Annotated in this window: 19 protein-coding genes; 10 read left to right on the top strand and 9 right to left on the bottom strand. The window is 59.4% G+C overall.

The features are described from left to right. Window positions 1–30 precede the first annotated feature (30 nt). Entirely contained in the window at window positions 31–1,221 is a 1,191-nt protein-coding gene (locus OJHNALOF_RS15495) for an amino acid aminotransferase (protein ID WP_094199263.1), read from the top strand. Between the two features lie 61 nt (window positions 1,222–1,282). Here OJHNALOF_RS15495 and OJHNALOF_RS15490 read toward each other — a convergent pair whose 3' ends face one another. After that, window positions 1,283–2,905: a methyl-accepting chemotaxis protein gene (locus OJHNALOF_RS15490; protein WP_370462336.1), complete on the bottom strand. Its 1,623-nt coding sequence runs from the start codon at window positions 2,903–2,905 to the stop codon at window positions 1,283–1,285. 267 nt (window positions 2,906–3,172) lie between these two features. Here OJHNALOF_RS15490 and OJHNALOF_RS15485 point away from each other — a divergent pair, with 267 nt between their 5' ends. The 7 genes from OJHNALOF_RS15485 to OJHNALOF_RS15455 all read left to right on the top strand — a co-directional run bounded on the left by OJHNALOF_RS15485 (window position 3,173) and on the right by OJHNALOF_RS15455 (window position 14,299). Continuing rightward, window positions 3,173–4,438, top strand: coding sequence for a PqiA/YebS family transporter subunit (locus tag OJHNALOF_RS15485; protein ID WP_370462335.1), 1,266 nt, complete (start codon window positions 3,173–3,175; stop codon window positions 4,436–4,438). After that, window positions 4,431–6,068 (top strand): intermembrane transport protein PqiB, encoded by a 1,638-nt coding sequence (gene pqiB, locus OJHNALOF_RS15480; RefSeq protein ID WP_165662570.1) that lies wholly within the window; start codon window positions 4,431–4,433, stop codon window positions 6,066–6,068. Before OJHNALOF_RS15485 ends, pqiB begins: the two co-directional genes overlap by 8 nt. After that, on the top strand, window positions 6,065–6,667 hold the full coding sequence (locus OJHNALOF_RS15475) for a membrane integrity-associated transporter subunit PqiC (protein WP_165662569.1): 603 nt from the start codon (window positions 6,065–6,067) through the stop codon (window positions 6,665–6,667). Before pqiB ends, OJHNALOF_RS15475 begins: the two co-directional genes overlap by 4 nt. A 217-nt stretch (window positions 6,668–6,884) precedes the next feature. After that, window positions 6,885–8,600 carry a bifunctional diguanylate cyclase/phosphodiesterase gene (locus tag OJHNALOF_RS15470; RefSeq protein ID WP_094199259.1) on the top strand — a complete coding sequence of 572 codons (1,716 nt, stop codon included), beginning with the start codon at window positions 6,885–6,887 and terminating at the stop codon, window positions 8,598–8,600. Between the two features lie 24 nt (window positions 8,601–8,624). Continuing rightward, window positions 8,625–12,632 (top strand): CHASE domain-containing protein, encoded by a 4,008-nt coding sequence (locus OJHNALOF_RS15465; protein ID WP_165662568.1) that lies wholly within the window; start codon window positions 8,625–8,627, stop codon window positions 12,630–12,632. Further along, entirely contained in the window at window positions 12,632–13,582 is a 951-nt protein-coding gene (locus tag OJHNALOF_RS15460) for a diguanylate cyclase domain-containing protein (RefSeq protein ID WP_165662567.1), read from the top strand. Before OJHNALOF_RS15465 ends, OJHNALOF_RS15460 begins: the two co-directional genes overlap by 1 nt. A gap of 156 nt (window positions 13,583–13,738) precedes the next feature. Further along, window positions 13,739–14,299 carry a histidine phosphatase family protein gene (locus tag OJHNALOF_RS15455; RefSeq protein ID WP_165662566.1) on the top strand — a complete coding sequence of 187 codons (561 nt, stop codon included), beginning with the start codon at window positions 13,739–13,741 and terminating at the stop codon, window positions 14,297–14,299. A gap of 9 nt (window positions 14,300–14,308) precedes the next feature. Here OJHNALOF_RS15455 and OJHNALOF_RS15450 read toward each other — a convergent pair whose 3' ends face one another. After that, entirely contained in the window at window positions 14,309–14,818 is a 510-nt protein-coding gene (locus OJHNALOF_RS15450; RefSeq protein ID WP_165662565.1) for a lipocalin family protein, read from the bottom strand. After that, the gene (locus tag OJHNALOF_RS15445; protein ID WP_165662564.1) at window positions 14,815–15,981 is read right to left on the bottom strand and encodes a mechanosensitive ion channel family protein; all 1,167 of its coding nucleotides are present in this window, start codon (window positions 15,979–15,981) and stop codon (window positions 14,815–14,817) included. Before OJHNALOF_RS15445 ends, OJHNALOF_RS15450 begins: the two co-directional genes overlap by 4 nt. A gap of 345 nt (window positions 15,982–16,326) precedes the next feature. Between OJHNALOF_RS15445 and OJHNALOF_RS15440 the strand changes: the two genes are divergently transcribed. Beyond that, window positions 16,327–16,890, top strand: coding sequence for an OmpA family protein (locus OJHNALOF_RS15440; protein ID WP_165662563.1), 564 nt, complete (start codon window positions 16,327–16,329; stop codon window positions 16,888–16,890). Between the two features lie 49 nt (window positions 16,891–16,939). Here the strand turns inward: OJHNALOF_RS15440 and OJHNALOF_RS15435 are convergent, their stop codons facing one another. The 4 genes from OJHNALOF_RS15435 to OJHNALOF_RS15420 form a co-directional block, all read right to left on the bottom strand. Next, complete coding sequence (locus OJHNALOF_RS15435; RefSeq protein ID WP_165662562.1) at window positions 16,940–17,116, bottom strand: DUF1289 domain-containing protein; 177 nt, start codon at window positions 17,114–17,116, stop codon at window positions 16,940–16,942. After that, entirely contained in the window at window positions 17,109–17,468 is a 360-nt protein-coding gene (locus tag OJHNALOF_RS15430; RefSeq protein ID WP_094200522.1) for a hypothetical protein, read from the bottom strand. Before OJHNALOF_RS15430 ends, OJHNALOF_RS15435 begins: the two co-directional genes overlap by 8 nt. A 155-nt stretch (window positions 17,469–17,623) precedes the next feature. Beyond that, entirely contained in the window at window positions 17,624–17,920 is a 297-nt protein-coding gene (locus tag OJHNALOF_RS15425; RefSeq protein ID WP_165662561.1) for a coiled coil domain-containing protein, read from the bottom strand. A 140-nt stretch (window positions 17,921–18,060) separates the two neighbouring features. Continuing rightward, window positions 18,061–18,435, bottom strand: coding sequence for an STAS/SEC14 domain-containing protein (locus tag OJHNALOF_RS15420; RefSeq protein WP_094199250.1), 375 nt, complete (start codon window positions 18,433–18,435; stop codon window positions 18,061–18,063). 79 nt (window positions 18,436–18,514) lie between these two features. On the opposite strand from OJHNALOF_RS15420, the gene OJHNALOF_RS15415 reads away from it, so the two are divergent. Continuing rightward, window positions 18,515–19,180: an adenine nucleotide alpha hydrolase gene (locus tag OJHNALOF_RS15415; protein WP_165662560.1), complete on the top strand. Its 666-nt coding sequence runs from the start codon at window positions 18,515–18,517 to the stop codon at window positions 19,178–19,180. Between the two features lie 42 nt (window positions 19,181–19,222). Here the strand turns inward: OJHNALOF_RS15415 and OJHNALOF_RS15410 are convergent, their stop codons facing one another. Both OJHNALOF_RS15410 and OJHNALOF_RS15405 read right to left on the bottom strand, forming a co-directional pair. Continuing rightward, entirely contained in the window at window positions 19,223–19,915 is a 693-nt protein-coding gene (locus tag OJHNALOF_RS15410) for a hypothetical protein (protein ID WP_165662559.1), read from the bottom strand. Window positions 19,916–20,019: 104 nt separating this feature from the next. Then, window positions 20,020–21,954 carry a methyl-accepting chemotaxis protein gene (locus OJHNALOF_RS15405; RefSeq protein ID WP_165662558.1) on the bottom strand — a complete coding sequence of 645 codons (1,935 nt, stop codon included), beginning with the start codon at window positions 21,952–21,954 and terminating at the stop codon, window positions 20,020–20,022. Between the last annotated feature and the right edge of the window lie 126 nt (window positions 21,955–22,080).

Here is a 22,080-nt window from a genome sequence, read left to right as displayed (position 1 = left end):
TCGCTTTTACAAGAAGGAATTGACAAGACTATGTTCGAGAAGGTCACTGCTGCACCGGCCGACCCCATTCTGGGCCTGACCGATGCGTTCCGTAAAGATACCCGTACCGACAAAATCAACCTGGGCGTTGGTATCTACAAAGACGAAGCCGGTCAGACCCCGGTACTGCGCTGCGTGAAAAAGGCCGAAGCCCGCCTGGTGCAGGAGCAAACCACCAAAAACTATCTCAGCATAGAAGGCATTGAGGCCTATGGTCAGGTGGTGCAGAAGCTGCTGTTTGGCGCCGACGCGGCCATCATCGCCGAGCAGCGTGCCCGCACCGCTCAGGCCCCGGGCGGCACCGGTGCCCTGCGCATCGCCGGCGAATTTATCGCCCGCCAGCTCGACACCAACACCATCTGGATTTCCAACCCCACCTGGGCCAACCACCGCGCCGTGTTTACCGCCGCCGGCCTGGAAGTGAAGGAATATGGCTACTACAACGCCGAAACCAAGGATCTGGACTTTGACGCCATGCTAGCCAGCCTGCAAGACGCCAAGGCCGGTGACGTGGTGCTGTTCCACGGTTGCTGCCACAACCCCACCGGCATCGACCCCACCGCAGAGCAGTGGCAAACGCTTGCCGAGCTGTCCGCCGAAAAGGGCTGGCTGCCGATGTTCGACTTCGCCTACCAGGGTTTTGCCCAGGGCACCGAAGAAGACGCCTATGGCCTGCGCCTGTTTGCCAAGCACAACCCCGAGCTGCTGATCGCCAGCTCCTTCTCCAAGAACTTCGGCCTCTACAATGAGCGCGTGGGTGCCTTTACCCTGGTCGCCAAGGATGCCGATACCGCCAACACCAGCTTCAGCCAGGTCAAGGGCATCATTCGCGCCAACTACTCCAACCCGCCGTCTCACGGCGCCAACGTGGTGGCCATTATTGCCAACGATCCCGAGCTTTACGCCGACTGGCAGGCCGAGCTTGCTGAAATGCGTGACCGCATTCAGGAAATGCGCACCCTGTTCGTGGAAAAGCTGGCGGCCCGCGGTGTTGACCGCGACTTCAGCTTTATCGCCCGCCAGAACGGCATGTTCTCCTTCTCCGGCCTGACCAAGGAGCAGGTGGAGCGCCTGAAGGACGAATTCGGCATCTACATCGTGGGCTCAGGCCGCATCAGCGTGGCCGGCATTACCAAGGCCAACATCGACGCCCTGTGTGACGGCATTGCCGCCGTGCTGTAATCCTTTGTGCTGAATGCAAAAGCCCCGCCTATGCGGGGCTTTTTTATGGGTGGAACCAAGGCTATATCGCGAAGCGATTGACCACGGTGTGCAGCTCGCCGGCCAGACGAGCCAGCTCCTGGCTGGAGGTGCTGGTCTGGCTGGCACCGGCGGCGCTCTGAGCCGACAGATCGCGAATGTTCAGCAGGTTGCTGTCTACTTCGCGGGCCACATGGGCCTGCTCTTCGGCGGCGCTGGCTATGGCCAGGTTGCGCTCGTTAATGCCGGCGATGGCGCTGGCGATCTGAACCAGGGCGTCGCCCGCTTCCCGGGCAATGTGCAGGGTGTCGCCGGTGCGGCTGTTACTGCTCTGCATGGCCGACACCGCCGCCTGGGAGCCGCGCTGCACCGCCTGAATCATCTGCTCGATTTCCTTGGTGGACTCCTGAGTGCGGTGGGCCAGCGCCCTCACCTCGTCGGCGACCACTGCAAAGCCCCTGCCCGACTCGCCGGCCCGGGCCGCCTCGATGGCGGCGTTCAGTGCCAGCAGGTTGGTCTGATCGGCAATGGCACGGATCACGTCAAGCACAGAGGTAATGTCGTTCACCCGGGCGGCCAGGGATTCGATTTCCTGCATGGTGTCACCAATTTCTCCGGCCAGGCCTTCGATGGAGCTGACGGTAGTGGACACCCGTTCCCGACCAAAGCGGGCACGTTCATCGGCCTGCTCCGACTCATGAGAGGTGGTGGTGGCGTTGCGCGCCACTTCTTCCACCGCCGTGGTCATTTCAGTAACCGCGGTAGCCGCCTGCTCCAGCTCCTCATTCTGGCGGTGCAGTCCCTGGGTGGAGTCGGCGGTCACCGAGCTCAGCTCTTCCGAGGTGGAGGCCAGCTGGTGGGAAGAGTCGGCGATCAGCTTCACCGTCTGCTGCAGGCTCTGCTGCATATTGCGCAGCGCTGTCAGCAGCCGTGCCGGCTCATCCTTGCCGTTTACGTGCACGGAGCAGGTCAGATCGCCCTTGGCGATGGTCTCGGCCACCCGTACCGCATCGTTCAGGGGAAGCACTATGCTGCGGGTAAGCAGCCAGGCCAGCACCGCCATGCCCGCCAGGGCCAGCAGCAGCAGGGCGATAATGACATTGCGGGACAAGGCAAACAGCGCATCGGTTTCGCTGTTGGTGTCATCAATGCGCTGATGCTGAATGCCATTCATGCGATGCAGCAGCTCCGCCAGCTGCTCAGCGAGCGGAGCCAGCTCCTGGCGTGATGCCAGGTTGGCCCCGACCACATCGCCCACTTCGGCCTGGCGCATGATGCGGCCGTGGGCCTGCCAGTAACGGGCTTCTACCGCCTCAAAGCGCTCCAGCAGTTCCCGGGCGGCGGACAGTCGGGCCAAGTCATCATATTGCTGGCGAAAGCGCTCCAGCTCCCGCCGGGCGGTCTCCAGGTTGGCGCGGGACTCGGCCCGCTTTTCCGGCTCGGCAGAGTTGGCCAGGGCCAGGCTGTGCAGGCGAATACGCAAGAATTCCTTGTCGATGTTTTCCACCGCAGTCAGGCTGGGCACTCGTTGAGTGGCCAGCACGGTAATTTGGTCGTTCAGTTTGTCAAGCTGCACCAGGCTGAGCACCCCCAGAATCAGCATCAGCACGCCAATGGCGCCAAATGCCAGCGCCGCTCTGAGGCCAATATTGATATTTCGAAACACCTTTTCTCCTACGACTTTATTCAGGATCCCTAGAAACCCTGTTATCGACTGCCCGCCGCAAATCTGAAACAACTTTTAATATCAATGTATACAATCATTCATATTTTGCTGTGGCGAGCACGATCTGCCTTTATCCGGGCCTCACACCTGTCGTAGTATCAAGCGACTGATCTTTCATCTTTTATGGGCATTTGTTTGAGCGCACCCCGTCCTACGCCAGCCTCGCATCACCACCGGCAGGCGCCCGTTTCTCGCCGGCGCCTGCGCGTGTGCCACGAGTGCGATCTGCTGGTGGCACTGCCGCCACTGGCCGTCGGGCAAAAGGCCGACTGCCCCCGTTGCGGCCACACCCTGGTGCGCCGTCATGCCAATCCGGCGGAGCGTACCCTGGCGCTGGTGCTGGCAACCCTGGTGGCCCTGGGGTTGTCGGTGGCCTTTCCCTTTATCGGCTTTGAACTGAGTGGCATCGGCAACCGCATTGAACTGACCGACAGCGCCGCCACCCTGATGGGGCTGCACCAGCCGCTGATGGCCCTGTGCGTGCTGCTGACGGTAATCATTCTGCCCGCGGTCTACCTGTGCAGCCTGGGCTGGCTGTGTGCGGGGGCGCTGTTGCGCCGTCCCCTGCCCCGCAGCCACCAGATTGCCCGCACCCTGCGCCACGTTACCCCCTGGATGATGGCCGACGTCTTCGTGATAGGCACCCTGGTGAGCCTGATCAAGGTGATCGGCATGGCCGACATTGAACTTGGCTTGTCGTTCTGGACCTTTTGCGCCTTTGCCCTGTTGCTGCTGCTGACCACCCAGTCGGTGGATCGGGACTGGCTGTGGTTTTTTCTCGATCGCCAGAGCATGGCGCCCCCCGAGGCTAAGCCCGGCCACACCGCCAGTTCGCAAGGCCTGTGTGGCTGCCCTACCTGTGGCATGATCAACCGCCTGCCCGACGATGGCGGCAAGGCCCGTTGTGGCCGTTGCGATGAACGCCTGCACCCCTGGCACGGTGTCAACAATCAGGCCACCCTGGCCCTGCTGGCGGCGTCGGTGATCATGTACCTGCCGGCCAACCTCTATCCCATCATGATCACCACCTCACTGGGCAGCAGCTCTCCTTCAACCATTCTGGGTGGCGTGCTGCTGTTTGTGCAGCACGGTGACTGGCCCATCGCCTTTATTATCTTTACCGCCAGCGTGGTGGTGCCGGTGAGCAAGATACTGGCGCTATTGTGGTTGTGTCGTGTGGTCAGCAGGGAGCAACACCAGCTGGATCGCCTGCGCCGTATACGGCTGTACCGCATGACCGAGTTTGTGGGCCGCTGGTCCATGGTGGACGTATTTGTGGTGGCCATACTGGTAGCCCTTATTCGCAACGGCAACCTGATGTCCATTGAGCCCGGGCCGGCGGCCCTGGCCTTTGCCGCCGTGGTGGTGCTCACCATGCTGGCGGCCATGCTGTTTGATCAGCGCAGTATCTGGGCCGGCACCGATACCGGACAGGATAACAACGATAACGCCAAGGAATCCGAATATGTCTGAATCTCCCCGCGCCGAACGCCGAACCCAGCGCTCCCTGTCGCCGATCTGGATAGTGCCCCTGGTGGCCGTACTGATCGGCGCCTGGATGATCTATGACAACCTGAGCAAGCTCGGGCCTTCCATTACCCTGGTAATGGACAACGCCGAGGGCATTGAGGCGGGCAAAACCCTGATCAAGACCCGCAACGTGGAAGTGGGCCGGGTTGAAAAGGTGCGACTGTCGGATGATCTGCAACATGCGCTGATCACCGCACGCATGAGCCCCCAGGCGGAAGACATGCTCAACGCCGAAACCCGCTTCTGGGTGGTCAAGCCGCGCATCGGCCGGGAAGGTATCAGCGGACTCAACACCGTGCTTTCCGGGGCCTATATACAACTGCTGCCAGGCAGCAGTGAACAGTCGAAGCGGCGCTTTCAGGTGCTGGAGCAGCCGCCGGTGGCTCCGCCCGATGCCGCCGGACTGCGCATCAACCTGATAAGCCAGGTGGGCAACGCCGTGTCCACCGGCGATCCGGTCAGCTACCAGGGCTACACCGTGGGCCGAGTGGAGCACAGCGAATTTGATCCGGAAAAACGCGAAATGCGTCACCGGCTTTACATTCAGTCACCTTACGACGTGCTGGTGACCAGCACCACCCGCTTCTGGACCAGCTCGGGCATCGACATGCGCCTGGACTCTCAGGGTTTTCGCGTGAATGTCGGCTCGCTGGAATCCCTGGTGGGTGGCGGCGTCACCTTTGGGGTGCCCGAGAATACCGCCATGGGTCACAAGGCCAAGGCCGGCGCCACCTATATGCTGTTTGCCGATGCGGAAAGCGCCAATGAAGGCAGCTATGACCAGTACCTGGAGTACGTGTTGCTGGTGGACGACACCGTGCGCGGCCTGACACCCGGCGCCCCGGTGGAATATCGGGGCGTGCGCATCGGCTCCGTGGTCAGCGTGCCCTTTCACTTTACCGCCCCCCAACCGGACTCCCTCAGTCGTTTCGCCATTCCGGTGCTGATCCGCATAGAGCCCCAGCGCTTTGACAACACCACCGAAATTATCGACACCAAGGCCTGGTACGCCCGCCTGGATCGCATGTTCGGCCATGGACTGCGCGCCTCGCTCAAGGCCGGCAACCTGCTGACCGGCGCCCTTTTCGTGGACCTCAATTTTCAGAAAGAAGCCGAGCCTTATACCTCCCTGACCTTTGTGGAGCGTCGCGTGTTCCCCACCACCACGGGCGGATTTGCCCAGATTGAACAGAAGGTCTCCAACCTGCTCGACAAGCTCAACAACCTGGAGATTGAACCCGTGGTCGACAACCTCAACCAGACCCTGGCCAGCACCCACCAGACCATGGAAAAAGTGAACCAGATTGCCGCCTCGGTAGACACCCTGTTGGCCAGCCCAGACACCTCGGCCCTGCCCGGTAACGTCAACCAGACCCTGCGCCAGCTCAGCGATACCCTGCAGGGCTTTGCCCCGGGATCCGAAGGCTATGGCGAGCTGACCGGCACCCTGTCGCGGCTGGAACAGCTGATGCGGGAGCTGCAGCCCGTGGTTCGAACCCTTAACGATCAGCCCAACGCTCTGATTTTCGATCGCAAACCCTCTCGAGATCCACAACCTAAGGCAGCCCAATGACCACCATTTCTTCAAACCCTCTGCGACTTGCGCCCTTGCTGCTGGCCCTGACTCTGGCCGGATGTGGCGGCCCCGCCGGCAGCGGCGCCAGCAGCTACCTGTTGCCGGCGAGTCCGGCGACGCGTCAACACGATAGCCGGCTGATTGTAAACCTGGCTCCTATTGACACCGCCACCTTTCTCGACGGCGAGGGTATTGTGATGCAGCTGGACGAGCTCGAAGTGCATCAGGCTCGTGGTCACCTGTGGGCCGAAGCCCTGCCCAACCAGCTGCAACACCTGCTGCAACGCCGGCTTAGCTCAGCCCTGCCACAGGCCCAGGTGGTGACTCGAGGCCAAGTCCAGGCCACCAGCACTGCCGGCGAGGGCCGTGAACTTCGCCTGCGGCTGGATCGTTTTCAGGGACGCTACGACGGCATTGCCCTGATTCAAGGGCAATGGCAACTGCTTAACCATGCCGGCGTACTGCTGGAGCAACAAGACTTTCGTATTGAAACGCCGCTGAGCGCAGATGGCTATCCGGCGCTGGTACGTTCCCTGGCCAGCGGCTGGGAACAACTGGCCGATGGGATCGCCACCGAGCTCGTACGCCAGCGTTGACTCCACCCATACGCCTTCGGCCCTCTATCGAAGGCGTGTGCTATTTCCTTCTCCCCCTGACCCATATTTCGCTTTTTGCCCCGCACGATTCCAACCTTTCAACAAAACGACCTTGACGGGGAGCCGTTTGAGGTCAAATCTCAATTCATAACGTGATTGGTCTTTCGCCACTTTTTGTCATTTTCAATTGGCTCAAACCTTCATCAAGGACGATGGGATGTATGAATCTTTGCTCTGTCACGAATCGGTGATTCTGATCGTCGATCATCGGGTAAGCGACATTCAGTTACTGGGTGACGCGGCCAAGGGATTGGGTATGCTCCATTTTGCCTCCGACGGGGTGCAGGCCCTTGAGCTTGCCCGGCAGGTCAGGCCTGATGTGGTGCTGCTCGACATTGAAATGAGCGGTATGGACGGATTTCAGCTGTGTGAAGCGCTGAAATCCGATGCCTCACTCGCCAACACCGCGATGATTTTTGTTACCGCCCACCACAATACCGAGCATGAGGTGCATGCCCTGGAGTTGGGTGGGGTCGACTTTCTTACCAAGCCCATCAATGTTCCCGTTGCCCGTGCGCGGATCCGCAATCATGTCCGGCTGCAACAAATGGCCAGGGCCCTGGCCAATCAGGACGCCCTGACCGGACTGCCCAACCGCCTGCTGCTGCAGGATCGTATTTCCCAGGCCATTCACAAGGCCCGGCGCCACAACGGACGGGTGGCGCTGATGACGCTGGATCTCGATAACTTTCGCAAGATCAACGACGCCGAAGGCCTTGCCGTTGGCGACAAATTGCTGCAACGGGTGGCCGGCCGGCTTAGCGAGTGCTCCCGGGTTGAGGATACCGTCAGCCGCTCGGGAAGCGACGAGTTTATTATTCTACTGCCGGAAGTCGGCAGTGCCGGCGCCGTCGGTAATTTCGCCCAACGCCTGCTCAACGCGTTGTCCGAGCCCTTTGTCATGGACTCGGGCACCTATACGCTCAGCGTGACCATTGGCATCAGCCTCTATCCCGACGACAACAATGATGCCGAGTCCATCTTTCAACATGCCGAGACCGCCCTGTACCAGGCCAAGGCGGGTGGACGAAACCGCTACAGCTTTTTTTCGTCGGAAATAGAGTCCTGCATGCGTGCGCGCCAGCATCAAGAACGGTTGATCCAGGAAGCGCTGAAACACGGCGGTTTTGAAGTTTTCTATCAGCCCAAGGTGGAAGCCAGTCAAAAGAAAATAATCGGTGTGGAAGCCCTGATCCGCTGGCGGGACAACAAGGGCAACCTGATTTCCCCTGCTGACTTTATTCCCCTCGCGGAGAAAACCGGCCAGATCATTCCCATCGGCCGCCTGGTGCTGCATCGCGCCTGCCTGGATGCACACGCCTGGCACCAGGCAGGACACCGGCTTTGTGTCAGTGTCAATATTTCCGCGGTGCAGCTGAAGCATGACCGTTTTATTGCCGATGTCAGGGAAGTCCTGCAAGAGACCGGGGTCAATCCCGGCCTGGTTGAGCTGGAAATCACCGAGGGAGTGTTGGCCACCCGCGAACACGGTTCCCAGGATGCCCTGCTCGCCCTGAAGCGACTTGGCCTGCGTATCGCCATTGACGACTTTGGTACCGGCTATTCCAATCTCGCCTACCTCAAGATGTTTCCGGTGGATGTGCTCAAGATAGACCAGAGCTTCGTGCGCGGCATGATGGTCGATCATAGCGATACCGTGATCATTGAAGCCATTATCAAGCTGAGCAAGGCGCTGGGATTGGAACTGGTTGCCGAAGGGGTTGAAACCCGCGAGCAGGAACAGGGCCTGATAAAACTGGGCTGTACCGTAATGCAGGGGTTTTATTACTGCCGGCCCGCTCCCCATGACGAAGTGGACAAGCAACTCGCCTCGGGCATCGCCGGCTTTACCACCATTAAGGCATGGCAATGAATAACAACAATAAGGATTCCTTGAATGCCACTTAGCCTGAGCCGTTCACTGATAAGCCACTGGACGCTGCTTACCTTGATCATCGGGCTGTGCCTGAGTGCCCTGGCCACCTGGCAGTTGCACATCAACAACCAGCGTATCATCGACGATGCCGTGGGCGATGCCGCCGCCCAGGCCAACCAGGCCGTTCGAGAACGGCTTTCCCTGTATCAATTCGGCCTGGCCGGAGCACGGGGAGCGGTACTGACCGCCGGTCAGCATGGCATCAGCCGGGAGCTGTTCCGCCGCTACAGTCGCTCCCGCCATATCGTCGAGGAGTTTCCCGGCGCCCGGGGGTTTGGCTTTATTCGCCGGGTTCCCCGGGAAAACGCCGCGACGTTTACCGAGTCGGCCCGCGCCGATGGTTGGCCGGGGTTTCGCATCAAGGAGCTTACCCCTCACCAGTACGAGCATTACGTTATTCAGTATGTCGAGCCGGTAGACCGCAACGATGAAGCCGTGGGACTGGACATCGGTTCCGAGCTGAACCGTCGGACCGCCGCCGACGACGCCATCGCCACCGGCCAGGTGCGCATTACCGGTCCCATCACCCTGGTGCAGGCTACCGGCAACCCATTGCAATCGTTTCTAATCCTGATGCCCATCTATGAGGGCGGCGATACCCCAAATACCCTGGCGGAGCGCCGAGCCAAGGCCTTTGGATGGAGTTATGCTCCCTTGTTGATGCAGGAGGTGCTGGCAGACCTGCAACTGGATACCGATGCCGTTCATCTGGCCTTGTGGGATGTGACCGAGCCGGGCCGGGAAGAGGCCTTCTACGACACCGGAAGTAGCACAAATTCGCTGCTGCAAACCCACCTGGTGCAATTTGACATGTTTGGTCGCCAGTGGCAGTCCAGATTCAGTATCCAGCCCGCCTTTGTGCAACAGCTGCACCTGTTTTCACCGCTGAACCTGTTTTTTCTGGGCAGCTTTATCAGTGTACTGGTGGCTACCCTTACCGGCATGTTTAACCTCAGTAACAACAGTCGCCGGCAGGTGCAAACCGAGCAGGCCCGCATGGCCGCCATAGTGGAGTGCTCAACGGACGGCATTATCAGCCAGTCGATGGACGGCCGCATTACCTCCTGGAACCAGGGTGCGGAGCGTATTTTCGGTTTTCGCGCCGACGAGGTGTTGGGCAAGACCACCACCGAGTTGCTGGTGCCGGAAGAATGCCGGCCCGAAGAAATGGCGGTGTTCGCCCGAGTACGAACCGGCAAGGCCGTGCCTCACTTTGAAACCCTGCGCTGCTGCAAGAATGGCGATTTGATCAATGTTTCACTCACGGTATCTCCGCTGAGAGACAGCTCCGGCGCCGTGGTGGGCTCGTCAAAAACCATACGCAACATCACCCCACAAAAGGAAGCAGAGGCCAAGATACTGGAGCTGAACCGACACCTGGAAGCCCAGGTGACTCAGGTTGCACAGCGGACCACCGAACTGCTGATGGCCACCGAAGTAGCGCAACTGGGAGTCTGGCGCTGGAACCTCGCGGATGACACCCTCACCTGGAACGACAGAATGTTCGAACTGTATCAGCAGTCGATGTCGTTGCGGGAACACGGGCTGAACTATGAGCACTGGCTGTCCCGGCTGCATCCGGACGATGTAAAGGACACCACCGCCTGCCTGCAGGCCGCCATCGGCGGTAAGGATGTGTTTGAACCCATGTTTCGTCTGGTGTTGCCGGACGGCCAGATCCGCTTTATCCAGGCCCGGGCCCAGGTCATGCGCAATGCCGAAGGAACCGCCGAGCAGCTCATCGGCATCAACTTCGATATCACCGCCCAACGCGAGCTGGAAACCAGCCTGCGCCGCTCCAAACAGCAGGCGGACGAGGCCAGCCAGGCCAAGTCCCAGTTTCTGGCCAACATGAGTCATGAAATCCGCACCCCCATGAACGCCATACTGGGCATGCTGATGCTGGTGCAGAAAACACGGCTCAACCAGCAGCAGTCCGACTACATCACCAAGGCACAAACCGCCGGTCGCTCGCTGCTGGGGCTGCTCAACGACATTCTCGACTATTCCAAGATAGAAGCGGGCAAGCTGCAACTGGATCCGGTGCAGTTCGAGCTGGATGCCATGTTACGGGACCTGGCCACCGTGCTGGCGGGCAACCTGGCCGGCAAACCCCTTGAGCTGATGTTCGATCTGGACTCGTCCCTGCCTCGGGAAATTATCGCCGACCGACTGAGACTGCAGCAGATTCTGATCAATCTGGCGGGTAACGCCATCAAATTTACCGAGCGGGGCGAGGTGGTGGTCAAGGTGCAGGTGCGCCAGCTCAGGAAAAATCTGGTTCGCCTCGGCTTTTCGGTAACTGACTCCGGCATTGGTATTGACGCCGAAAAAATTGAACACATCTTTGACGGCTTTACCCAGGCGGAAGCCTCTACCGCCCGGCGCTATGGTGGCTCCGGTCTTGGCCTGGTGATTTGCCGCCGTCTGGTCAGCCTGATGGGCAGCAAGCTGCATGTGCAGAGCACTCCAGGCATGGGCAGCCGTTTCTGGTTTGACCTGGATCTGGGGCTGGCCAAAGGCGCCACGCCCATGCCGGCCGACACCCATACCCGCATTCTGGTAGTGGATGACAACGAGGTATCCGCCGGTATTCTTGAAAACACCCTGAGTGCACTGGGTTACCGGGTAGACTGCGCCGCCAATGGAGAAGAAGCCCTGGCCGAAGTACGACAACACCGTTTTGACCTGATCCTGATGGACTGGCACCTGCCCGATCTCAGTGGCCTGGAGGTGGCCAAACGCATTCAGGAGCGTCACGGTCCGGTCACCATCATCATGCTGACCGCCTATGGCCATGAAGAGCTGGCAGAAACCCAGAATCAGCCCAATCCGCCCTTTGTTGACCTGCTGACCAAACCGGTAACCACGCTGCAGCTGAACGAGTCCATCGGGCGGGCCCTTGCCGGCCAGCGCTTTGAGCCGGAAAAAACCCTGCCCCTGGCCGATGAAGACCGACGGCTGGAAGGAGTTCGCTTACTGCTGGTGGAAGACAACGCCTTTAACCGTCAGGTGGCGTGCGAACTGCTGGTCGGTGAAGGCGCCATCGTTACTCAGGCCGAAGACGGGCAGGAAGGCATCGACAAGGTATTTAACGACACCGGCGCCTTTGACGTGGTGCTGATGGACATGCAGATGCCCGGAATTGACGGCCTGGAAGCGACGCGGCGCATTCGCCGGCATGCCGACTGCCATCACCTGCCCATACTGGCCATGACCGCCAATGTCACCGTATCCGATCAACAGGCCTGCCTGGAAGCCGGCATGAATGCCCATGTGGGCAAACCCATCGACCTGAATGAACTGGTCAGGGTGATACTGACCCTGAATCAGGAGCAGGCGGCGCGGCCGGCATCACCCTGCGGTGAGAACAGCGAGATAGAAAGCCTGGAGAACATTCTGCGCCGCTTCGGCAACAATCGTCGCCTCTATTTCAGCATGCTGTCGGGCTTTGCAGAAAATGCCGGCATGGAGATCTCCGCTCTGAAGGCCGGGCTGGATAGTCAGGACATGCAGGCGGTGGCTTCCAGCCTGCACATTCTGAAAGGCATGACCGGCACCATGGGGCTGTCGAGCCTGTCGGCCAAGTTCTCCGCCCTCGACCGTGCCGTGCGCAAGAATAGTGCTCAGGGCCTTGCCCTGCTCGATGAAGCCACGCTGGCAAACCTGGAGCAACAGCTTTTGCAGAATCATACGGCCCTGATGGACGCCGTAACCAACGGCGAGCAAGCAGACGAAACCGATACTCCAAGGGCCCCTCAGGCGGAGTCGGGCAGCCTGCACCAGCAATTTGAGTCCCTGCTGGTATTGCTGGATGCCGGCAATATGCGAGCCGTCGACATGGTCGATACCCTCGCCCAGTCTCGCCCCCAGGACGATCCGGTCATGAAGGAGCTGATCGCCAAGGTACAACAACTCAATTTTGTCGCAGCACGCCGTATCGTTAGCGATATCCTGGAGGAAGTATAATGTTTGACACTCTGCTGGCCGGTCAGCCCAAACGGCAGGCGCCGCTGCGCATTCTGGTTGCCGATGACCAGCCCCTGAACATTCGTATTCTGCACGAGGTGTTTCGCAACGAATTCGAAGTATTGATGACCACGGATTCCAAACAGGTAGTCACCATTTGCCGGGAGCAGAACCCGGATCTGGTGCTGCTGGACGTGGTCATGCCCGGCCTGAACGGGCACCAGGTCTGCCGTCAGCTTCGGGCCCTGCCGGAAACCAGGGACATTCCGGTCATTTTTGTGACCGCGAAAAATACCCCGGAAGATGAAGTACTGGGGCTGGAGTCGGGGGCCGTCGACTTTATTACCAAGCCGATTAATCCGGCCACGGTGATGGCCCGGGTCAAAACCCATCTGGCGCTCAAGCTGCAAAATGATCTGCTGCGCTCCATCGCGCTGGTGGACGGCCTGACCGGCGTCGCCAACCGCCGCCGCTTTGATGAGCAGTTCCTGACCGCTTGGCGCCGTTGCCAGCGAGAGCAGCTCGAACTTTCGCTGTTGCTGATCGATTTGGATCACTTCAAACTTTATAACGATCATTACGGCCACCCGGCGGGTGACCGGTGCCTGACTCGGGTCGCCGGTATACTTAATGAGACCATACGCCGTCCGGACGACCTGCTGGCCCGTTACGGCGGTGAAGAATTTATTTGTCTGCTGCCCAATACTGCATTTGAGGGCGCACGGCGTGGAGCCTGGGCCATGCTCCACGCCGTGCAAGACCAGGGACTTGAGCATGCCCACTCTCCGGCCTCGGCAGTGGTCACCATCAGTATCGGTGCCGTCACAATGATTCCCCAGGCCGGCGACTCTCCCGAAACCCTGCTGAACGCCGCCGACAAGCAGCTGTATGACGCCAAACAGTCCGGGCGCAATCAGGTACGGGGAATAGAGCTGCCTTCACTCCCTTAGTGACTGCAACGCCTTGATCAACACGATAAAATTCCCGCCAAACCGGCATTTACCCCATACACTCAAGGGACGGACGTTATTTAAACAGACACATGCATGTTGGCATAAAATGGTAATCCCATTATTCGGTTGCCCACAGACAGAAAAGGACACGCCATGCCCCTGTTGATACTGCACTTGCTGTTCATGCTGCTGTTACCCGGCACGGTCCGGGCCGTCACCGATGACGACGCCTGGCAGGCCCTGCAGCAAGGCCGCGCCATGCTGCTAATGCGCCATGCCAATGCCCCCGGCATAGGGGATCCACCCGGTTATGTGCTGGGTCGTTGCAACACTCAACGCAACCTGGATGCCCGCGGCCGAGCCCAGGCAGAAGCCTGGGGCGAACGACTGCGTCAGCACGGCATTACTCGGGCGCGGGTCTACAGCAGTCAGTTTTGCCGCAGCCTCGACACCGCCCGCCTGCTGAATGTGGGTGAGGTCATTCCCGCCCCCGAGCTGAATTCGTTTTTTTCCCGACGAAGCCGACGCTCCGAACAAACCCGGTCATTGCGCCGGTTTGTGGCTAATATTGAGCCCGGCCTACCGGTGGTACTGGTCAGTCATCAGGTCAATATCACCGCCCTCACCAACCGTTTTCCGGCTTCGGGAGAAGCACTTATTCTGGCACTGCCACTGGACGAGCGAGTCAGGATAATGGCCAGCATTCGACCCTAGTAAAAAGCCTTACTGCTGTTTTACGAAAATCAGCCGGTCGGTATCAAATCCCGCCTCGCTGGCCTTGGCAATAAGCCGCTGTTGCACGGCGGGCTTCAGGGTGGGGGTTCGCGCCAGCAGCCAGAGGTAATTGCGGCTAGGGCCCGATATCAGGGCATATTGGTAATTGTCATCCAGTTCAAACACCACATAGGCGCCGTAAAACGGTCCAAAGAACGAGACCTTGAGATGGCCCAGATCGGGGCTTTGCACGAAATAAGCCTTGCCCTCGGCCTGCCGCCACTCCCCAGCTGCTGCGTCATAACCCCGGTTGATTACCCGCACGCCGCCGTCGTCACGCAGGCTGTAATCGGCAGTCACCCGGCTGAGCCCCCGCTCAAAGGAATGGTCAAGCCGAGCAATTTCATGCCAGGTGCCCAGATAGCGGTTCAACTCAAAGCCTGACACCGGGCTAATGCCTTCCGGCTTGCCGGCACACCCGGCCAGCAGCAACACACAGGCAAATAACAGGGGGCTCATTCATTGGCTCCTTGGGAACGGGATGCATCATCACCGTGGACGGGCCGTCCAAGCACCGGCTCCAGCCCTCGGGCTTCATCCAGGTGCAGTTGCAGGTGCGGAAAGGGAATCTCAATGCCAGCGTCATCCAGCCCTTGCTTGATGGCTTCGAGCAGCTCGCAGGAAATGCGTCCCTTTACCTCCACATCCTGGGCACTGACCCACACCTGGGCACTGAGGACCACCGAAGAGTCGGCCATGTCCCGCAGTTGCACCCTGGGTTTGAGGTTGTCATTGTTGATCGACATGGGGTGGCCACTCAAGATGGGCATGATCACCGAGCGAGCCTGCTCAACCGAGTCTTTATAGGCAATGTGTACCGGAATGCGTATGCGGGTGGGGCCCTCTGCGCTGTAATTGATAATGTCAGAGGTAGCCACGCTGTCGTTGGGAATCATGGTAAAAATGTTGTCACGGGTACGCAGCCAGGTGGTCCGAAAGGCAATGCGCACCACCCTGCCCTCTTCGCCATGAATGCTGACCCAGTCGCCAATGCGAAACGGCCGCTCGATCAGCAGGGTGATACCGGCAATAAAGTTCGACAGGGTTGACTGGGCGGCAAAACCCACGGCAATGCCCACTATGCCCAGACCGGCAATAATGGAAAGCACGTCAAAACCGAACTGGGCCATCACGGTAATGGCACCCAGTGCCATCAGCGACACCGACAGGGTGTTTTTGCACAGCTGTACCAGGGAAGAATCGAGATGATGGCGGGAAAGCCGGTGAATAAGCCCGCGCGACAGCAACTGCCACACCAGGTAAAAGGCCAGCGCCATCAACCCGGCCCGGGCCATGCCCTTTATCACTCCTTCCTCGGCGCCGTACTGGGCCAGTATCGCCACCAGGGTGGCCAACCCCAGCAAATAGCGCAACACCACCCGGCCGGTGCGGAAGGGCGCATGACCGTATCCCAGCCGGGTCAGCACCAGGCGCATCAGGGCGCACCCCATCCAGTACACCAGGCCAAACAGCAGCACTATCATCAGGGTGACCAGCAACTGACCCAGGCCATAAACCAGCCATTCCTGCCAGTTAAACCCGCTGATGCCAAGGGCATTACCGGTTTCCAGCAGGCTTTTCTGAAACTGTTGCCATAACAAGGCGATGTCGGCGTCGTTCATCAGGGCACCTTCCTTTGAGCCTGATCGGGCGGCCGCCCGAATGCTGAAACTATAGCAGTCAGCGTCGGAATACAGCCCCGTTTGCTTACGACCCAAGCGAATCACATTGGACAGTTATTGACCGGTAGGTTGTCGAAAAACCGACGTTTTTTTATACGGGCTTCTATACTTCCAGTGCTACGGACCTGCTGGCCGTGGCAACGGCAAGGATTGAAAACAAAAATGGATTGACAGCAAAACAGTGGCACGCTTCGTTCACCGGGCCCAGGCAAGGGTGCGGTGCGTAGTACATTCGAAGAGTTGCAAGTGCTTGATTGAAACCAATGATTAATCCGAGGTGTTATCATGAAAATGCTAAAAAAAGCGCCGCTGGCCATTCTTCTTGGCGCCACCTTACTGCCCGCCTATGCCATGGCTCACGCTCACATGGGTGGTCACAGTGCGATTGGTCCAAGCGAAGGTGACCGGGAGTTCTCGCTCTCCGGTACCGGTAGCAGCAGCAAGGATTTCGATAACAGCAGCTTTGGTATTTCCGGCGACTACGGCTGGTATTTGTCCGACCGTACCCTGGCCGGTATTCGCCAGAGCATCAGCTACGCCGACGTGGAAGGCGAAGACATTGGCGATGACTTCTGGAACGGCAGTACCCGCCTCTTTGCCGACTATCACTTTGGCCACAATGCGGCCCGGCCCTTTGTGGGCGCCTCGCTCGGTGGCATTTACGGTGACGGCGTAAAAGACACCGGCATCGCCGGCCTGGAAGCGGGTCTTAAATATTACCTGCTGCCCACCACCTTTATTCAAGCCCGGGCCGAATATCAGTTCCTGTTTGAAAGTGGCGACAGCGCCGAAGACAACTTCGACGATGGCGCCTGGGCCTACACCTTTGGTATGGGTCTTAACTTCTGATCCAGCCCTAACACCATAATAAAAAGCAGCCCCAAAAGGGGCTGCTTTTTTAGATGTTGTGCTGTTGCCGACGCTCTTCGATGCAACGCACTATGGCGGCCTTGTCATGTTCACTGCGATCGCGCCAGCCGGTGATCTCCTCAACGGTGCGATAACAGCCGATGCACAACCGTTGCTCGTTCAACCGGCACAGGCCAATGCAGGGGCTGGGGACGGCCTCAGTCATCCACCCGCTCCATGATCACGTTCACCAGCTCGGTGCCCTTCATCAGGGTATTGTCGTCCACAATCTTCCATACTTCTTCCTGCTCTCCCTGCACAAACACCAGATAACGCTCGCCCGCCGATTCCCGCACCAGGATGTCGTCAAAACGGGTGCGCTCGCCGTTTTGTTCCACATAATCGCGACCAATCACGATTTTCCCGCTGCCCACCAGGCCGGTAAAATCGCTCATCAGCTGAGCCATCATGGCGTTGGAAGAGCTGGCACGAGTCTGGTATACCCCCTCAAAACCGTGATCGCAGGCCGTGAGCAACAGGGTCAGGGCCAGGCAGGCGCCGTATTTCAGTGATTTCATGTTTTCTCGCCAACAATGCTGTGAATACAGCGGATTCATCAATGCGGGCCTTATGATGCCATGGCCACGCCACAAAAAACAAAGCCCGGCCTGCCGGGCTTCGTGATCTACACCGCCATGTGCATGTGCGGTTTAGGTGAGCGAGAAGGGCGTCGTTAGCGGTGGTGTCTGAACCGGTCGACGGCCCTGTCAAAGGCGTCGCTGAGGTTGCCCCAAGCAGTTTCAAACCCTTGCTTCAGCTCTTGCCAGCCCTGCTCGCTGGCTTCAGACAGCTCCCTGATCCTGCTCTCGCCCTGTTCAATCTGGGCATCCATGGCTTCTATCTGGCGATTCAGTTCAATGCGGGTGTCGGCATCGGCCTGCCTGGCCTGCGCCTTGAGCTTGTCGAGCTCGGCTTTCCATTCGCTCAACTTGGCTTCGGCCTTTTGTTGATACAGCTCTCTCTCATTCATGGGGTGATTCCTCCTGTCGTGATTGAAAGCAGGCGCCCTGGCAGCGCCCCGGCGACCATCATTCCGCCGGCAGTTCATAGCCTAGCCAGCAGGTGGCATGCGCACAACCGGCCGAAGCCGCAATCTGCCGGGGGTTGTCGTTAATCACTTCGTTGCGCCAGCCACTGCCGGGCATGGTCTTCTTCGGCGGGCACAAAGGCGCGAATTTCCAGCCCCGGGATCAGCGCCCCTTCCAGCTTGCTGGCCGAGCGGATCCAGCCCTTTGCCGCCACCACGGCAATGCGATCGAACCGGCGTATCATGCCAAACAGGGCCGGTAACCGTGACAGCTCCACCCCCATGGCGCCCAGGGTAGGCCATTCAAAATCGCCGATGCGATACAACATGCGCCCGTGCACCATGTATCGGCTTGCCTCGACCAGCTCATCCAGCGCCGCCTTCATTGCCTCACTGTCGAGCCGGCCGCTGAGCTCCAGCTCCAGTTGATTTTCACCGGTTACCGTTACCTTGAACATGACTGCCTCCTGCCCTGCTGCTCGCCGAACGCTGCGCCCGTGCTACCATGGCGCCCCTTTTATAAAGCATAGCGACGCCATGAAACGAAGATTGTTAATGTCCTGGAGTAGCGGCAAAGACAGCGCCTGGGCCCTGCACCAGCTGATGCAGCACCCCGACTACGACGTGGTGGGCCTTTTTACCACGATCAATGAGGCCTTTGAGCGGGTTGCCATGCACGGAGTACGGGCAGAATTGCTGCGCCGGCAGGCAGACGCCATTGGCCTGCCGCTGGAGATCATTACCCTGCCATGGCCCTGCACCAACGAAGACTATCAGCAACGCATGGGCGCATTTATTACCCACGCCAAGGCTCAAGGTATAGCGGCGTTCGGCTTTGGCGATCTGTTGCTGGAAGACGTCAGGCAGTACCGTGAAAGCCAGCTGGCAGGCAGCGGCATTGAAGCGGTATTCCCCATCTGGCACACGCCCACGCGGGAGCTGCCTTACGAGATGTTGAAACACGGCCTGCGGGCGGTGATTACCTGCCTGGATCCCAAAAAGGTGCCGGTAGAATTTGCCGGCCGGGAGCTGACCGCAGAGGTGCTGGCCGGGCTGCCTGAAGGCACCGATCTTTGCGGAGAGAACGGTGAGTTCCATACCTTCGTGTTTGACGGCCCCCTGTTCAGGGAGCCGGTGGCCATTACGCCCGGCGAGGTGGTGGAGCGGGACGGCTTCGTGTTTGCCGATTTCCTAGCAGGCTAACGCCTGCCGGCAGCCTGATGCAACTGCCGGTAAGCACTGCCATTATCCGGCATTGAGCTCGTGTTGTGCCGAGTACCCCCTCATATCAACACGGGTTTTCGATGCCTTAGTGGCCATTGAGGGCCGACGATGCTGCAGCCAGAACATCAGGCTACCGTAAAAAATAAAATAGTAACCGCAAAGTTCAAGCCCTTCCTGCACTACGGTTTTGGTCTGGTGCAGCACATCGGCATCGACGCCGACCAGCACCTCTTCCCACAATGCCCCGGTGCCGAAAACGCGGCTGAAGCACAACAACAGGGCTATCCCGAAGAGCACATGGCTAAATGCCACTGATTGACAGGCCGCAGCCATGGCCGAAATCAGGGTGCGCCTGTCACGCAGCGACATTACGATGCTGATAGTGGCCGTGGCAAAAACCAGCAACTGCCAGAGGCCATCAAACACGAGGTCCAGCAGCCGATCCTGCTCCCGAAAAAACATGCACAGGAAAAAACCAGCCACCAGAATAAGGAAACTGCGTTGTTCTGGCCGTGATAACGCGCCCTGAAAACCAATCAGGGCCGACAGCAAAATCAGTAAGCTTTGCAATCCCTCGGTGACGCCCCACTCTGACAGTCCGTTGTTCAGCCATGCGATATCGACAAAAACGACGCCCGGTACCATTAACAACCCCAAGGATACCGACAGAAAGCGAAGTAACCCCCCAACGATCACAGATACTGATTGAGTCATAACTGCAACAACAAACCTCAGAATTAAAACAGCGAATTATCGTGAATCGGACACTCCATGTCGACACCAGGAACCAATAGTAAATGGAACAACAGTTTTAACCATTACACCCTGAATTGCCCCACCAGGCTGCGCAAATGCTCGGCACGCTGTTGCAGCTGGCTGATGGCGGCCAGCTGCTGCTCGGCATTGCTGTGAATGCCGGCGGCACTGTCAGAGATCACATGGGCCGACTGGTTGATGTGATCCGCCACCGCCCCCTGCTCCTCGGTGGCCGCCGCCACCTGATGGCTGCCCGAGCTGATGGCCTCAAACCGCTGCTGAATGCTGGCCAGGGCCTGGGCCGATTGTTCGGTGCTTTCGGCCACCCGCCGGCTGTTGTCGGTACCTTCCCGAATGGCGGCGGTAGACTGCCGGGCGGTTTGCTGCAGCCGGGCAATCTGCTCGCTGATCTCCTGGGTCGAGGCCTGAGTACGCTTGGCCAGGTTGCGTACCTCGTCGGCGACCACCGCAAAGCCCCGGCCCTGCTCGCCGGCCCGGGCCGCCTCAATGGCGGCGTTCAGCGCCAGCAGGTTGGTCTGCTCGGAAATGGCGTTGATCACTTCCACCACCGAGTTGATGGCATCGGCCTGGCCGGCAAAGTCGTTGATGGTGTTTTCAATGTCGCTCATCACTCGATTGAGCTGGGCCATGGTTTCGGTGGTAAGGGCCATATTCTGGTTGGTGTGGTTGGCCTCACCCACCGCCGCCTCGGTGTCGCTGGCAGTTCGTTGGGCAATGCCCGACACCTCGGTGACGGTCTGACCCATTTCGGTAATGGCGGTGGCCACCTGCTCGGTCTGGCCGCGTTGCACCTCGGTGGCCTTGAAGGTGTCGTCCGCCAGCTGGGCCAGTTGCTCAATGCCGGTTTTCATGGCGGTTTCGGTGTGCTGAATTTCCGCCACCAGTGCGCGAATCTTACCGATAATGGCGTTAAAGCCCCGGGCCAGGTGGCCCAGCTCGTTGTTGTGGCTGTCGTCGAGGCGTTTGGTGAGATCGCCGCCGTCGCCGGACATGGCCAGCAGATCGTCTCCCACTCGGCGAATGGCCCGACCCAAAGCACGGGCGAAGAGAACGGTGATAACGATAAAGGCCAGCGCCAGCAGCACACTGACCACCACAGAAGATGAAATGGCCGCGTTGATGGCGCCGCTGATCTCCGCCGCCGGCAGCACCGCCACCAGCCGCAGGCCGGTGTCACGCACTTCCTGCGCCGCCAGATACACCTGCTCGCCGGCAAAGTCGGCCTGATTGAATTCAAAACCGCTGTGGTTACCGGCCAGCAGCGTATTCACTGGCGAAAAGCCGTTCAGCCCACCCACTGCCTTGCCCACCAGGCTGGAATCGGGGTGAGCATTGATCACGCCATTGCCATCCACCAGAAACAGATAGCCGTTGTCACCCAGGCTGTAGTTGGCCACCAGCTCCACAATGGCCGACACGTCCTGGCCCATGCCGGCGGCGCCCACTCGCCGGCCGTCTATTTCCACCACCGAGTTCACAAACAGGGTGAGCTTGCCGGTGCGCTCATCCGGGTCCAGGTTCAACACCCGCTGCGCATCGCCGTTGATAAAGTCGTAATACCAGCGGTCCAGCGGATCCGAGGGAGAAATGTGTTTGAACACGCCGGCGTCGGTGTAATAGGTGTTGCTCTCGCCCGACACCCAGAACAGGGTGGACGCGCCGGTTTGCGCCCGCTGCTCGTTGAAATACTGCAGCACACGGCCGTGCATGGGCGAGGCATTCTCGCCTTCCCGCATCCAGTCATGCACCAGGCCGTTGTCCGCCAGGCTGTCGGACAGCAGCATGGCCGGCAGCAACTCGGCGCGCACCTGCTCCGCCACCCGGCCCACGCTGTTGGGCAGGTATTCGGTTTCGGTCTGGCCATAATAAAGGCCAGAGAAACGATTGACGTTGATCAGGGTGGACACCAGCGTCAGCAACGCCAGCGACAGCGCCACAAAGGCGATAAGAATGGTGGTTAACTTGAACTTGTGCATGCCGGCTCCAGGCGAGAATTCCTTAGACCCTATTGTTAACGGCAGGGTGAGACCTAAACTGTAGAACAATTGTTGACCATTAAGTCAGGTTCGGCATGCTAAAGGATTCGCCTGAAGCGGGCAAGT

The organism is Oceanimonas sp. MB9 (assembly GCF_011319775.1).
Lineage (GTDB): Bacteria > Pseudomonadota > Gammaproteobacteria > Enterobacterales > Aeromonadaceae > Oceanimonas > Oceanimonas doudoroffii.
Note: the sequence above shows the minus strand (reverse complement) of the source record. Positions and strands in the feature narration are given on the sequence as shown.

Bases quoted from the DNA above. Each gene is read 5' to 3' on its own strand.
- OJHNALOF_RS15495 (WP_094199263.1), top strand. From the start codon at position 31: ATGTTCGAGAAGGTCACTGCTGCACCGGCCGACCCCATTCTGGGCCTG.
- OJHNALOF_RS15430 (WP_094200522.1), bottom strand. From the start codon at position 17,468: ATGAAATCACTGAAATACGGCGCCTGCCTGGCCCTGACCCTGTTGCTC.
- OJHNALOF_RS15410 (WP_165662559.1), bottom strand. From the start codon at position 19,915: ATGACTCAATCAGTATCTGTGATCGTTGGGGGGTTACTTCGCTTTCTG.
- OJHNALOF_RS15450 (WP_165662565.1), bottom strand. From the start codon at position 14,818: ATGAGCCCCCTGTTATTTGCCTGTGTGTTGCTGCTGGCCGGGTGTGCC.
- OJHNALOF_RS15415 (WP_165662560.1), top strand. From the start codon at position 18,515: ATGAAACGAAGATTGTTAATGTCCTGGAGTAGCGGCAAAGACAGCGCC.
- OJHNALOF_RS15420 (WP_094199250.1), bottom strand. From the start codon at position 18,435: ATGTTCAAGGTAACGGTAACCGGTGAAAATCAACTGGAGCTGGAGCTC.
- OJHNALOF_RS15445 (WP_165662564.1), bottom strand. From the start codon at position 15,981: ATGAACGACGCCGACATCGCCTTGTTATGGCAACAGTTTCAGAAAAGC.
- OJHNALOF_RS15425 (WP_165662561.1), bottom strand. From the start codon at position 17,920: ATGAATGAGAGAGAGCTGTATCAACAAAAGGCCGAAGCCAAGTTGAGC.
- OJHNALOF_RS15460 (WP_165662567.1), top strand. From the start codon at position 12,632: ATGTTTGACACTCTGCTGGCCGGTCAGCCCAAACGGCAGGCGCCGCTG.
- OJHNALOF_RS15440 (WP_165662563.1), top strand. From the start codon at position 16,327: ATGAAAATGCTAAAAAAAGCGCCGCTGGCCATTCTTCTTGGCGCCACC.
- OJHNALOF_RS15435 (WP_165662562.1), bottom strand. From the start codon at position 17,116: ATGACTGAGGCCGTCCCCAGCCCCTGCATTGGCCTGTGCCGGTTGAAC.
- OJHNALOF_RS15405 (WP_165662558.1), bottom strand. From the start codon at position 21,954: ATGCACAAGTTCAAGTTAACCACCATTCTTATCGCCTTTGTGGCGCTG.
- OJHNALOF_RS15470 (WP_094199259.1), top strand. From the start codon at position 6,885: ATGTATGAATCTTTGCTCTGTCACGAATCGGTGATTCTGATCGTCGAT.
- OJHNALOF_RS15475 (WP_165662569.1), top strand. From the start codon at position 6,065: ATGACCACCATTTCTTCAAACCCTCTGCGACTTGCGCCCTTGCTGCTG.
- OJHNALOF_RS15465 (WP_165662568.1), top strand. From the start codon at position 8,625: ATGCCACTTAGCCTGAGCCGTTCACTGATAAGCCACTGGACGCTGCTT.
- OJHNALOF_RS15455 (WP_165662566.1), top strand. From the start codon at position 13,739: ATGCCCCTGTTGATACTGCACTTGCTGTTCATGCTGCTGTTACCCGGC.
- pqiB (WP_165662570.1), top strand. From the start codon at position 4,431: ATGTCTGAATCTCCCCGCGCCGAACGCCGAACCCAGCGCTCCCTGTCG.